At 74.2% G+C, this 12,243-nt stretch carries 15 protein-coding genes and 1 pseudogene; 3 read left to right on the forward strand and 13 right to left on the reverse strand.

Features of this window, described 5'->3' with window-relative positions; genetic code table 11:
- Window positions 1-61: 61 nt before the first annotated feature.
- From ABZZ17_RS17840 to ABZZ17_RS17885, 10 genes and pseudogenes are all read right to left on the reverse strand, one after another.
- Complete coding sequence (locus ABZZ17_RS17840; protein ID WP_356876984.1) at window positions 62-1,036, reverse strand: NAD(P)-dependent alcohol dehydrogenase; 975 nt, start codon at window positions 1,034-1,036, stop codon at window positions 62-64.
- Between the two features lie 89 nt (window positions 1,037-1,125).
- Window positions 1,126-1,296, reverse strand: a pseudogene (locus ABZZ17_RS17845) (helix-turn-helix transcriptional regulator); the annotation flags it as partial.
- A gap of 23 nt (window positions 1,297-1,319) precedes the next feature.
- Window positions 1,320-1,742: a hypothetical protein gene (locus tag ABZZ17_RS17850; protein ID WP_356876986.1), complete on the reverse strand. Its 423-nt coding sequence runs from the start codon at window positions 1,740-1,742 to the stop codon at window positions 1,320-1,322.
- A gap of 152 nt (window positions 1,743-1,894) precedes the next feature.
- The gene (locus ABZZ17_RS17855) at window positions 1,895-2,326 is read right to left on the reverse strand and encodes a hypothetical protein (RefSeq protein WP_356876988.1); all 432 of its coding nucleotides are present in this window, start codon (window positions 2,324-2,326) and stop codon (window positions 1,895-1,897) included.
- Window positions 2,327-2,354: 28 nt separating this feature from the next.
- Window positions 2,355-3,635, reverse strand: coding sequence for a cation:proton antiporter (locus ABZZ17_RS17860; RefSeq protein ID WP_356876990.1), 1,281 nt, complete (start codon window positions 3,633-3,635; stop codon window positions 2,355-2,357).
- 7 nt (window positions 3,636-3,642) lie between these two features.
- The gene (locus tag ABZZ17_RS17865) at window positions 3,643-4,113 is read right to left on the reverse strand and encodes a TrkA C-terminal domain-containing protein (protein ID WP_356876992.1); all 471 of its coding nucleotides are present in this window, start codon (window positions 4,111-4,113) and stop codon (window positions 3,643-3,645) included.
- 242 nt (window positions 4,114-4,355) lie between these two features.
- Window positions 4,356-5,594 carry an FAD-dependent oxidoreductase gene (locus tag ABZZ17_RS17870; protein WP_356876994.1) on the reverse strand — a complete coding sequence of 413 codons (1,239 nt, stop codon included), beginning with the start codon at window positions 5,592-5,594 and terminating at the stop codon, window positions 4,356-4,358.
- A 160-nt stretch (window positions 5,595-5,754) separates the two neighbouring features.
- On the reverse strand, window positions 5,755-6,477 hold the full coding sequence (locus ABZZ17_RS17875; protein ID WP_356876996.1) for an alpha/beta hydrolase: 723 nt from the start codon (window positions 6,475-6,477) through the stop codon (window positions 5,755-5,757).
- The gene (locus tag ABZZ17_RS17880) at window positions 6,474-7,748 is read right to left on the reverse strand and encodes a cyclopropane-fatty-acyl-phospholipid synthase family protein (protein WP_356876998.1); all 1,275 of its coding nucleotides are present in this window, start codon (window positions 7,746-7,748) and stop codon (window positions 6,474-6,476) included. The genes ABZZ17_RS17875 and ABZZ17_RS17880 overlap by 4 nt, the downstream gene beginning before the upstream one ends.
- Window positions 7,749-7,968: 220 nt before the next feature.
- Entirely contained in the window at window positions 7,969-8,400 is a 432-nt protein-coding gene (locus tag ABZZ17_RS17885; protein WP_356877000.1) for a GNAT family N-acetyltransferase, read from the reverse strand.
- Between the two features lie 168 nt (window positions 8,401-8,568).
- Between ABZZ17_RS17885 and ABZZ17_RS17890 the strand changes: the two genes are divergently transcribed.
- Together ABZZ17_RS17890 and ABZZ17_RS17895 are read left to right on the forward strand one after the other, a co-directional pair.
- Window positions 8,569-8,748 carry a hypothetical protein gene (locus ABZZ17_RS17890; protein ID WP_356877002.1) on the forward strand — a complete coding sequence of 60 codons (180 nt, stop codon included), beginning with the start codon at window positions 8,569-8,571 and terminating at the stop codon, window positions 8,746-8,748.
- Between the two features lie 133 nt (window positions 8,749-8,881).
- Complete coding sequence (locus ABZZ17_RS17895; protein ID WP_356877114.1) at window positions 8,882-9,292, forward strand: rodlin; 411 nt, start codon at window positions 8,882-8,884, stop codon at window positions 9,290-9,292.
- Between the two features lie 212 nt (window positions 9,293-9,504).
- Here ABZZ17_RS17895 and ABZZ17_RS17900 read toward each other — a convergent pair whose 3' ends face one another.
- From ABZZ17_RS17900 to ABZZ17_RS17910, 3 genes are all read right to left on the reverse strand, one after another.
- Window positions 9,505-10,503 (reverse strand): MASE1 domain-containing protein, encoded by a 999-nt coding sequence (locus ABZZ17_RS17900; RefSeq protein ID WP_356877116.1) that lies wholly within the window; start codon window positions 10,501-10,503, stop codon window positions 9,505-9,507.
- A 109-nt stretch (window positions 10,504-10,612) separates the two neighbouring features.
- Window positions 10,613-11,464: a PP2C family protein-serine/threonine phosphatase gene (locus tag ABZZ17_RS17905; RefSeq protein ID WP_356877004.1), complete on the reverse strand. Its 852-nt coding sequence runs from the start codon at window positions 11,462-11,464 to the stop codon at window positions 10,613-10,615.
- A gap of 189 nt (window positions 11,465-11,653) precedes the next feature.
- Entirely contained in the window at window positions 11,654-11,884 is a 231-nt protein-coding gene (locus ABZZ17_RS17910) for a phosphopantetheine-binding protein (protein ID WP_356877006.1), read from the reverse strand.
- Between the two features lie 160 nt (window positions 11,885-12,044).
- On the opposite strand from ABZZ17_RS17910, the gene ABZZ17_RS17915 reads away from it, so the two are divergent.
- Entirely contained in the window at window positions 12,045-12,227 is a 183-nt protein-coding gene (locus ABZZ17_RS17915; protein WP_356877008.1) for a CsbD family protein, read from the forward strand.
- The last annotated feature ends 16 nt before the right edge of the window (window positions 12,228-12,243 follow it).

Raw genomic sequence — 12,243 nt, forward strand, 5'->3', positions numbered from 1 at the left:
CCCATGTTCCTAGGACCCCTAGATATAACCTAGGGGTCCTAGGAATGGCAAACGGGAAGGCTCAGAGCCGGACGACGGCCTTGCCGCGGACCCGGCCTTCCCTCAGCCGGCGTATGGCGTCCGGGACTTCGGCCAGGGTGTAGGTCCGGTCCAGGGCCGGGACGAGCGCCCCGGAGTCGATGAACTCGGCGAGGGCGAGGAGGTCGTCGGCGCGGACGGCGGAGGCCAGTGCCCGCAGGCGGTGCCGGACGAAGGGGGACAGCAGCAGGGCCCGCAGCTGGCGGTCGTTGCCGCCGATCCAGCGGCCCTCGCTCTCGCCCCCGACGATGACGAGGGTGCCGCGCGGAGTGAGGGCCCGGCGCAGGCTCCGCAGGGGGCGGTTCCCGGCGATGTCGAGGACCAGGTCGTAGCGCCGGGTGCCGTCCACGGGGTCGGCGGTGGCGTAGTCGACGGTTTCGTCGGCGCCGAGGGAGCGGACGAGGTCGGCCTTGGCGGCGCTGCACACGCCCGTGACGCGGGCGGCCCCGAGGGCCTTGGCGAGCTGGACGGCGTACGTCCCGACGCCGCCCGCCGCCCCGATGACCAGGACGCTCTGACCCGGGCGCAGCCGGCCGGTTCCGCGCAGGGCCTGAAGGGCGGAGACGGCGGAGACCGGGACGGCGGCCGCCTGTTCGGCGGTGAGGGCGGCGGGCCGGTGGGCGAGGCGGTCCTCCTTGGCGCAGGCGTACTCCGCGAACGAGCCGGCGCAGATGCCGTACACCTCGTCACCCGGTGCGAAGCGGGTGGCTCCGGGGCCGACGGCCTCGACCCGCCCGGCCACGTCGAGGCCCCTGATCCGGTCCTTGGGTGCCCGCAGGCCGAAGCCGGCCGCGCGGATCAGGTAGGGCCGGCCCGCCATGAGGTGCCAGACCCCCTGGTCGACTCCGGCCGCGTGGACCCGCAGCAGCACCTCGCCCGGGCCGGGCACGGGCGTGGGCACGTCGTCGAGGCGCAGTACCCCGGGCGGCCCGTAGACGTCGTGGACGATCGCTCTCACGGTGATTCTCCCTCGGTGCCCGAAGGGGCTGGGGTGGCGGGGGCGACGGCGGCGGGGGCGGCCGGACCGGCCGCGCCGCCCGCGTACTGGAAGACGCTGTCGAGCGGGACGCCGAAGACCGCGGCGATCTGGAAGGCCATCTCCAGGGAGGGCGAGTAGCGGCCCTGTTCGATGGCGATGACCGTCTGCCGGCTGACGCCGATGCGGCGCGCGAGTTCGGCCTGGGTCATCTCGCCGTGGGCGAAGCGCTGGGCGCGGATGGTGTTGGTGACCCGCGTCGGCCTCACCACGGGTGGAAGCCGAACCGGTAGGAGACGATCTTGACCGTCGAACCGAGGGCCGACGACAGGACGAAGGCCAGGTAGATCGCGTTGGCGATCCAGAAGGGCGCGGCCCCGGCCAGGGCCAGCAGGAGTCCGGCCACCGCGCCGATGACGACGAACGACTGGCCGACGTACTCGCCGAAGCGGTGGATCTCCCGGTCGCGCTGGTCCTTGGTGCCGTCCTCCGCCGACGCGAGGGCGGCCACCGTGACGTGCCCCGCTACGGAGGCGGCGATGGACAGGCCGACCGTCCACAACAGGGCCGCCGCGTAGGGCGCTTGCGCCAGGGCCGCCCCCGCCGGCCGGTCCAGGACGACCGCCAGGTAGACCGCGTACGACGCCACCGCGGTCACCAGCATGATCCAGGCGCGTTTCTCTTCCACCGCCACCGCACACCACCACCCCATGTCAAGAAAACCAGACACCCGGAGTGTCAAGGAGTCGCGACACGATGTCAAGCATTCTTAACCTCGATGCCCGGGGACCAGTACGCCCCGGGACCAGTACGCGGTGCCCGGGCTCGGAGTTCGGGGGCTCAGGGGCCGGCGATCACGCGGCGCGGGTCGAGGACGATCTGCCGGACCGTCCAGCAGTCGGCGGACTCGATGGCCAGCTCCGCCGCGCAGCCCCCGCAGGCGAGGTTCGCTCCGCCCAGGCCGTCGGGGCCGCAACAGCCGCCGCGGCGCCCGAGGTCGGCGATGGGAACCATCCCGCGGGCGTCGCCGTGGCCGATGACGATGCCGCCGCGCGGCCCGCCGGCCGGCGGGCCGTACGAGGTCCGCGAGGGGTCGGGCGTCCGGGCGAAGGCCGAGGGCTCCGGGTCGCGGGCGAAGGCGCCCGGCGCGATGCGGGGCGGGCACTCGCCCTCGGCCTCGTAGGGCAGCGGGCCCGGGGTGCGCGGCAGGGGCACCTCGCGCACGTCGGCGGTCACGTCCGTACCGCAGCCGGCGCATCGGAAGACGGTCATGCCCCATCCTGCCCCGGGACCGCCGGACTCAGGCCCGCCCGGCCGGGTCCTGGTCCACCGCCACCTCCCGGTCCGTCAGCGCCTCCCCGTCCCGCGCCGGTTCCGGGGACTTCGCCGGGGAGGGCACCGCGGCCAGTACGCGCGCACGCGGCGTGCGGAGTCCCGTGATCCAGGCGGCCAGGGGCTGCGTGTAGCGGGCGGTGAGCGGTCCCACCACGACGAGGATCAGGACGTACGCGGTGGCGAGCGGCCCCAGGGCCGGCTCGATCCCGGCGGTGACGGCGAGGCCCGCGATGACGATGGAGAACTCGCCGCGGGCGACGAGCGTGCCGCCGGCCCGCCACCGGCCCTTGACCCCGACCCCGGCGCGCTTCGCCGCCCAGTAACCGGTGGCGATCTTCGTGAGCGCGGTCACCAGGGCGAGTGCGAGCGCCGGCAGCAGCACGGGCGGGATGCTGGCGGGGTCGGTGTGCAGGCCGAAGAAGACGAAGAACACGGCGGCGAAGAGGTCGCGCAGCGGACTGAGCAGGGTGTGCGTCCCCTCGGCGACCTCACCGGACAGGGCGATGCCCACCAGGAACGCCCCGACGGCGGCGGAGACCTGGAGCTGTTGGGCGAGGCCGGCGACCAGCAGGGTCAGGCCGAGGACGACGAGGAGGAGCTTCTCCGGGTCGTCGCTGGAGACGAAGCGGGAGATCAGGCGGCCGTAGCGGACCGCGACGAACAGCACCGCGCCCGCGACGCCGAGGGCGATCGCCAGGGTGAGGCTTCCGGCGGCGAGGCCGACGCCCGCGAGGAGCGCGGTGACGATCGGCAGGTAGACGGCCATGGCCAGGTCCTCGAGGACCAGGATGCTGAGGATCACCGGGGTCTCGCGGTTGCCGAGCCGGCCCAGGTCCCCCATGACCTTGGCGATGACTCCGGAGGAGGAGATCCAGGTGACTCCGGCCAGCACGACGGCGGCGACGGGGCCCCAGCCCATCAGCAGCGCGGCGAGCGCGCCGGGAACGGCGTTGAGGGTGAAGTCGACGAGACCGGCGGGGTACTGGGTCTTGAGGTTCGACACCAGATCGCTGGCGGTGTACTCGAGGCCCAGCATCAGCAGGAGCAGGATGACGCCGATCTCGGCGCCGATGGCGACGAACTCCTCGCTCGCTCCCAGCGGCAGCAGTCCGCCGGTGCCGAAGGCGAGGCCCGCCAGGAGGTACAGGGGTATCGGCGAGAAGTGGAAACGGCCGGCGAGCCTGCCGAGCAGGCCCAGGCCGAGGATGATCGCACCGAATTCGATCAGGAAAACTGCGGAATGCACGCGCGGATCACTCCCGTCCGAGTATCGAGGCGGCCGCGTCGACGCCCTCGCGGGTGCCGATCACGATGAGGGTGTCCCCGCCGGCGAGGCGGAAGTCGGGCGCGGGCGAGGGCCGGGCCTCGGCCCGGCGCAGGACGGCCACCACCGACACCCCGGTCTCGGTGCGCATCCGGGTCTCGCCGAGCACGCGGCCGTTCCAGTACGAGTGCGCCGACAGCTCGATGCGTTCGGCGACCAGGCCCAGGTCGGTGGTGTGCAGCAGGTTCGGGCTGTGGTGCGCGGGCATGAGGGCGTCGATCAGCGAGGTCGTCTCCGCTCCGGTCAGGTGCAGCGACTGGGCGCACGCGTCCGGGTCGTCCGCCCGGTAGACGTTCACCGTCCGGGTTCCGTCCCGGTGCGCGATCACCGACAGGTGGCGGTGTTCCCGTGTGGTGAGGTCGTACTGCACGCCGATGCCGGGCAGTGGCGTCGTGCGCATCCGTGGAGCGGGCACAACCCGTCCCCCTTCTTCTCGTTCTTTGCGATGGCGGTGTGGCACGCGGCGGATTCAGGCAGGTGATCCGGCACGGCGCGACCTCATGTTGCCACCTGCGAACAGGCCGGGGATATGGGTGTCATGACGGATGGACACGACCCCGCACGACGCCCAGGATGGGCCGGGGCCCCGTTGCCCCCGCCGGGTGCGGCCCGTCGCGCGGGGCGGGATCCGGGCGGAACGGGTCAGGCGCCCCGGAGCACTTCGCGGGCGGCGCGCGCGCCCGACGCCAGGGCCCCCTGGAGCGAACCGGTCGCGCGGTGGTCACCGCACAGGTGGAGCCCGTCGGCGACGCGGGTCGGCCGGCTGAGGGGCCACGGCGGGAGCATGACGGGCAGCGCTCCCGCCACCGTGACCGCGGCGACGGGCTCCCAGGCGCCCGCGTCGGTGCCGTAGGCCTCCGTCAGGGCCGCCAGCAGGTCCGCGGGGGTCTCGGAGGCGCCCGTACCGAGGACGGAGGTGGACACCAGCGCGCGGCCGTCGCTCGCGTAGGACGGGGCGACCTCGGTCAGGACGCAGCTGTTGAGGAACCTGCGCCGCGCGTCGAGCAGCAGGGTCGGTTCCCGCAGCGGGGAGGCGGGCGTGGCGTGGTAGTACGTGGTCACGGTGCGGGTCGGGGCCACCGGGTGCCCGGGCAGCAGGGTCGCGGCGGTGGCGGCGTCGGTGGCGACGACGACGGCGTCCGCCTCGCGCGACGAGCCGTCGGCGAGGACCACCCCGCCCTCGGCGAGCCGGGCGACGGCGGTGCCCAGTTCCAGGCTGTCCGCCGGGACGGCCTCGGCGAGTTGGCGCGGAACGGCGCCGATGCCCGCGGCGGGAAGGGCCTGGGTGCCGCGCAGGAAGCTTCGCCAGGTCAGCTGGAAGACCCGGCTCGACGTCTCCAGGCCGTCTTCGAGGAACACCCCGGCGAGGAACGGACGCAGTACCTCTTCGACCAGGCCGTCGGGCAGTCCCCAGGAGCGCAGGGCCGCGCGCGTGCCGGTCTCCGGGAGCCTCTTGAGGAGACGGGCCGGCAGCAGCAGGCCGGCTGCGCCGAGCGCACCCGCGGCGGCCGCGCCGGCCGGGGACAGCCGGCCGTCCCGCAGCAGGGCGAGGGCTTCGCCGGGCCGCCTGGTCGGGTCGCCGAAGCGGATGCGTCCCGTGCCGGTGTGGACCAGCACGCCGGGGGTGAACGGCCTCAGCCGCAGGTCGCGGAGCCGGAGCCGGCGCTTCACCTGGGGGTAGGAGGTGTTGAACACCTGGAAGCCGCGGTCCAGGAGGAACCCGCCGCGTACGTCGGTGCGCATCCGGCCCCCGACCCGGTCGGAGGCCTCCAGCACGGACACCTCGGCTCCGGCGCGGACGAGGTCCGCGGCGCAGGCGAGGCCCGCCGCCCCCGCGCCGACCACGATCACGGAGCGGCTTCCTCCACGGTTTCCGCGCATGCGCCGCCGTCCTTCCGTCCGCTCCGCCGTCCCTCCGGCGGGACCGCCCGCACGGCTGCTTCCGCCCCTACTTCCGCGCTGGCCCGCCGACCGGATGCGCCCGGGCCGGATCCGCCCGGACGCATCCGGCCCTGACCGCCGGACGGATGGGCGGGGCCCGTCACCGGCCGGTGCCCGGCGCGGCGTCCGGGCCGAGGAACGCGAGGGCCGCGGTGGTGGCGGTGCGGTGCCAGGCGCGGGCGCCGCGGAGCATGGCGTGCCCTCCGCCGGACATGGCGACGCCCTCGGCCCTGACGCCGTACGCGCGGGCGCGGCGCAGGTACTCCCAGGTGTCCTCGGCGCGGGTGACGCGGTCCCGCTCGTCGTGGAGCAGGACGATCCGGGTGTCCTGGAGGTGGACCACCGGTTCGCCCGGCGGACACCACGGGGCGAGGGCGACGACGCCCCGGACGTGCGGCTCGTCCGCGACCCGGAGCGCGGCGCGGGCGCCCATGGAGTGCCCGATCAGGACGACGGGTACGGGCCCGGCGGCGCGCCGCAGCTCCCGCAGGGCCCGCCGGGCGTCCCGGACGGGGTCCGCCCGGTCCCCGTTCCACCCCTGGTGGCGGTAGCGCACGTCGGCCACCAGGATCCGGCCGGCGGGGGCGGCGCGCAGGACGGCGGTGCCGAAGGGCCGCATGCGCAGCCGCGGCAGGCCGAAGCGCGGGGGCGGCGCCATGCCGTCCGCCCGGCCGCCGTGGAGGAGGAGGACCGCGCAGGCGGGCCGGGGCGGTGCCCGCCGGACGCGCAGCGCGGCCGGGGTGCCGCCGGCGGCGGCCGGGCGGCGCCGGCCGCCGAGGGTGCCCGGGGTGTGACCGGCCGGGCTGCCGGTCACGGGGCTCACCGGGCTCCTTCGATGAGGAGCAGCTGGCGTACGTCGAGGTAGTGGGCGCGGAACCCGGCTTCGGAGTAGGCGAGGTAGAGCTCCCACATGCGGCGGAAGGTTCGGTCGAAGCCGAGGGCGGCCACCTGGTCGGCGCGGGAGGTGAACCGTTCGCGCCACAGGCGGAGCGTTTCCGCGTAGTGCTCGCCGTAGCCCTCGTCGGAGACGGTGTCGAGGCCCGCGCGGGCGGCGTGTTCGGTGAGGGCGCGCCGGGAGGGGATCAGGCCGCCGGGGAAGACGTACTTGCTGATCCAGGTGTGGGTGCGGGCGGTGAGGAGCATCCGGGTGTGCGGCATGGTGATGGCCTGGAGGGCGATGCGTCCGCCCGGTGCGAGGGCGTCGCGCAGCGAGCGGAAGTAGACCGGCCAGTAGTCGGCGCCGACCGCCTCGACCATCTCCACGCTGACGACGGCGTCGTACGTGCCCTCCGCCTCCCGGTAGTCCTGGAGCCGGACGGTGACCCGGTCGGCCAGTCCGGCTTCGGCGATCCGCCGCTCGGCCAGGTCCCGTTGTTCGGCGGAGAGGGTGAGCGTCACCACCTCGGCGCCCCGGGCGGCGGCGCGCAGGGCGAGTTCGCCCCAGCCCGTGCCGATCTCCAGGACCCGCCGGTCCGGACCGACGCCGGCCAGGTCGAGGAGCCGGTCGATCTTGCGGTGCTGGGCGGTCTCCAGGGATTCGTGGCGGGCGGGGAAGGCGGTGAAGACGGCCGAGGAGTAGGTCATGGACGGGTCGAGGAAGAGGGCGAAGAGCTCGTTCGACAGGTCGTAGTGGCGGTGGACGTTCTCCCGGGCGCCTTCCGGGGTGCCCAGCTGCGCGTCGGGCCTGCGCCGCACCCAGGCGGCGCGCAGGCGCCGCAGCGGGGCGGGGACGAGCTCGTCCACGTGGGCGGCGAGGACGGTCAGGAGGCCGGGCAGGTCGTCGCTGTCCCATTCGCCGGCCATGTAGGACTCGCCGAAGCCGATGAGGCCGTCCGCCGCGATCCGGCGGAAGAAGGCGTCCGGGTCGTGCACGGTCAGTCCGGGGCCGTGGCCGGCCGGCGCCTGGTCGCCGAGGCGTACGCGCAGCGGGAGGCGGGGGAAGGCGCGCCGGAGGAGGTGGCGTGCGACGGCGGTGTGGGCGGCCGGGGTGTCGGGGCTGCGCGCCACGTCGGGCCACGCCTCGGGGTCGGCCGGGATGCGGGGGCCGGGGACGGCTTGGTCCTCACGCGTGGCACGGGGCGTCGAGAGGGTCACGGAGTGGCGCCTTCCGGTCGCTGGGGCGTGCGCGGCCGGTGTGCGGTGTCGCGCCGCCCGGCCGCGGCCTGTCACCCTGTGCTTCGCCGCCGGGCCGGATTCGGATGGGTCGGGATGCGCGGAACCCGCCGGTTCCCCGCCCGCGCTCTCCCGGCGCTGACGGTTTTCAGCCGGTTCGGGGCCGATCCGGTGGCCGGTGGCCCTGGAGTCCGCGGGGACCTCAGCGCAGCGTCTTCTCGAAGCTGAAGGCGGTCACGGCCAGCCGCTCGCGGAAGTAGAAGCGGTGGGCGTCGGTCCGCTGGGTGCCGGAGTCGAGGGTGAGCGCGGTGCAGGAGGCGGCCCGCGCGTGCTCCTCCAGGTGGGCGAGGAGCGCGTGGCCCACCCCGGTGGAGCGGGCGGCGGAGGCGGTGACGAGGTCGTCCACGTAGAGCTTGCGGATCAGGTGGGTGTTGGCGACGGTCCGCCAGCCGGCCGCGCCCACGCACGCCCCGTCCTCGTCGTACGCGGCGGTGAAGCGCAGCCCCTGGCCCCGCCCCTCGGCGAGGACCGCCAGGAACAGGTCCTCGGTGAGGTGGGGCCGCAGTTCGAGCAGGACCGGCAGCAGGTCCCGCGTCAGCCGCGGGTCGCCGGGTTCGAGGTCGACGATCTTCATGGGCCCAGCGTACGGGCGCGGGCGCGGCGCGCCGGGAGGCCCGACGGCGGCCGTGGCGCCCCGGCCCCGGGGCGCCACGGCCCGGAAGGGGATCACCGGGCCGGACGGGAGCGTCCGCATGACGGACACGGGCGTCGGCTGTCGTACCCCCCGCCTACTCTTGATCACATGAGCCCGACCCCTGACTCCGCGACACCTGGACGCCCCCTCTCCGCGATCAACGCGGACATCCGCTGCCTGTTCGCCCGCGCCGAGGGCCGCCTCCGTGACGACGAGCGGGTGCGCCACGCGGCGCTGCTGGAGGAGTGGGCCGCGGCGATACGGGCTTCGGTCGTCCCGGCGGCTTGAGTACGGGTTCCGGTACGGGCCGGGGCGCGGCGGGAGGTCTGCGGCCGATCGGGTGAAGCCCCGGAACCTGCCGCAGGTCCGGACGTTGATCAGTGCGCTCACCACCGTGCACTCGTGCAACAGAAGGACCATGATGATCAAGAAGATGATGGCCACCGCCGCCGCCACCGCATCCATCGTCGGCGCGGGCGCCGCCGTTGCCGCTCCGGCCATGGCCATCGGCAACGACAACGGGATCAACACCGTCAACGGCAACGGTGCCTCCCAGATCTACGGCAACCAGGCGACCCACGGCGACCAGAGCCCGCAGCTCGGCCTCGTCCAGGGCACGCTGAACAAGCCCTGCATCGGCCTGCCGGCCAAGATCAACGCCCAGTCGCTCGTCGCCGCGCTGAACGTCGGTGTCCAGGACATCAATGTCCTGGCCAACCCGCAGAACCAGCAGTGCGCCGAGAACTCCACCCAGGCCAAGGGTGACGAGCCGCTCTCGCACATCCTCAGCAACATCCCGGTCCTCTCGGGCAACGTGTCGGCCAACAGCTGACCCGGTCCCCATCTTCGAGCCGGGGCCTCCGACGCCTGCGCGAGTGCCCACGGGGCCCCGGCTTGTACCACCCCCGGATCCCCCGGTCCGGACCCTCCACGTGGGCACCGTTCTCACGTTCAGAGCCCCCCGCCCGACTGGGCGGGGGGCTCTGAACGTGTTCCGGGCCGTTCCCGGCCGGGCCCTTGGCCAGGCCCTTGGACGGGCCGGGGCTACGGACCGTCCGCGCGGGATCCGTCCGCGCCGGGGGCGGGCCAGCGGGGGGCCGTCTTGCCGGAGGAGAGCTGGTCCACGACCTCGGCCAGTTCCAGGCAGGCCTGTTCGATGCGCAGGCGGATGGTGTTCTGCTCGGTGACGAGCGCCGACAGCAGCAGCGAGGTCAGGGCCGCGCTGCCGTTGAGCGCCTGGAGGTTGACCATGCCCTCGACGATGCTGAGGCCGGCGAAGGGGCCGGCCTGGGCGATCGCCGCCGCGTTCGCCAGTACGGACACGAGCAGCATGCAGGGCGCGCTCCCGGCCAGCTGGAAGCGCAGTGCCGCCCAGATGAGGAGCGGGAACACGAGGAAGAGCAGGGCCAGGTGGGTCCTGGTCGCCAGGAGGGTCACGGCGACGGCCGCGACCAGCAGGGCGGCGGCCTCGGCCCACCGGTAGGGGTCCTGGGACACGTGGACCTTGTGCACGATCAGCAGCAGCGGCGTCAGGACGAGCACGCCCATCGCGTCGCCGGCCCACCACGTCCACCACACCGTCCAGAACCCGCTGTCCGGCAGGCTGCCGGTGAGGGTCAGCAGCCAGGTTCCGGCGGTCGCGCTGATCAGCATCGGTGCCAGTCCGCCCAGGACGACCAGGGCCACGCCGTCGCGGAGCCGGTCCAGTTCCCGGCGGAATCCGACCTGGCGGAGCATCAGGACCGCGAGGACGGGGGCGAGGGTGTTGCCCGCGACGATCACGAGCCCGACCGCGGAGAAGGGGCTGAGCGACTGGATGACGAGGAACGCGCCGAGCGCGATGCCGGGCCAGACCCGGAGCCCCATCCAGATCAGGCAGGCGAGGGCGATGCCCGTGGGCGGCCACAGCGGGGTGACCACCGCACCGTCGATCACCACCTGCTGGAGCAGCCCGATCCGTCCGCCCGCGAAATAGGCGGCGGCGACGGCGAGGATCCGGAGCACGGCGAGGAACGGACGTCGGAAGCCCTCGGTGCGCATCACTGCATCAGACAACAGCCGGAGCCGTCGGCGGAGCGTGACACGCGCTGGAAAGCGTCCACAAAGTCGCGTCGCGTGCCGGACCCCGCCGGGCAGAGAGGACCCTGCCGCCCTAGGGGCCGCGCGAGTCGTGGCCCGAGGCGGCTCCGAAGGCCTCGTGACGCAGGACGAGGACGGCGGCGTCGTCCTCGTGGCCCGTCGAGTCGGCGACCTTCATCACCTCGGCGGCCAGGTCCCCCGGGGCGCTGCCCGCACCGGCCAGGGCGGCCCCGGCGACCCGCGCGAGTCCGTCGTCCATCGGGAAGGAGGGTCCTTCGACGACCCCGTCGGTGACCAGGACGTACGAGCCCGCCGTCGTCAGCCGGCGCCGGGTGACGGGGTACTCGGCGTCGGGCAGCATGCCGAGCGGCGGGCCCCCCTCGTCCTCCACGACTCCGTACCGGCCGTCGACGGTGGCCCACACCCCGGGCACGTGGCCGGCGCGGGCCGTCTGGATCTCCCAGGTGACCGGGTCGAAGCGGAGGAAGGTGCAGGTCGCGAACAGATCGCAGTCCACCGAGAGCAGCAGGTCGTTGGCCCGGCTGAGGACCTCGCCCGGGTCGGCGGCGGCCGCTGCGACGGCCCGTACGGCGATGCGGACCTGCCCCATGAAGGCGGCCGCCTCCACGTCGTGGCCCTCCACGTCGCCGATGGAGAACCCCAGGGCTCCCCCGGGCAGCGCGAACCCGTCGTACCAGTCACCGCCGACGCTCAGACCGTGGCGGGCGGGCGTGTACCGGGCGGCGGTGCGCAGCCCGGGGACGGCGGGGAGGGAGGCCGGGAGGATCTCGCGCTGGAGCGCCTCGGCCAGTTCCACCCGCGCCTGCTGGAGTTCGGCCCCTTCCCGGGCCTGGGCCGTCAGGCGCCCGAGCCTCGTCAGCAAATCGTCGGCGGTCGCCGACCGCGGGGACCGATGGGGGGTCATGGACCGCTCCGGGGTACGTCCGCCTCCAGGGCTCTGGCGCGAAAACAGCCTTCATCATATTTCGGCGGCCCGATGATCACATCACCTGAGTCCGCCGGCCCGCCCCCGCGGAGCGGGCTGCGGCGGCCCGTGGACCACGGCGGGCGAACCACGGTGCGCGGTCACCGCGTACGGATCACCCCGTACGGGTCACGGCACGCGGGTCACCGCGTCGGTCAGTGCCTGCACGGTCGTGAGGCTGCCGAGGTCCACCCCTTCCTGGACGCGGAACCCGGCGGCCTTCAGGTCCGCGAGGACGCCGATGACGGCGGCGTCGTCGAGCCCGAGGTCCTCCCCCAGCTCGGTCTGGGGCCGCAGGCGCTCCGCCGCCCATCCGCTGCGTCTGGCCACGATCTGCCTCACCTGGACGTCCCGTTCCACGGTTCCTCCTCCGGCCGGTCCTGTACCCATCCGCCCTGTACCCCCGTACGGCCCCGCCGCAACCGGCGGGGCCTCCGGGTTCCAGCGGGGTTTGAGGTCCGGGATCCTGGCCACACGAGGGGGCGTACGTGGTTCCCACCCCCTTAGGGAGTGATCAGCTGTGTCGGACAACCAGAAGAGCCGGGCCAAGGCCGAGCAGGCCCTCGGCAAGCTCAAGGAAGCGGCGGGCCGTGCGGTGGGCAACGACAGGCTGGCGGCGGAAGGCCGCAGGGACCAGGTGAAGGGCGACGCCCGTCAGGCCAAGGAGAAGATGAAGGACATCTTCCGCCACCGGAAGCACTGACGACTTCGCACCCTTC

This window comes from Streptomyces sp. NPDC006512 (assembly GCF_040611935.1).
Classification (GTDB): Bacteria; Actinomycetota; Actinomycetes; order Streptomycetales; family Streptomycetaceae; genus Streptomyces.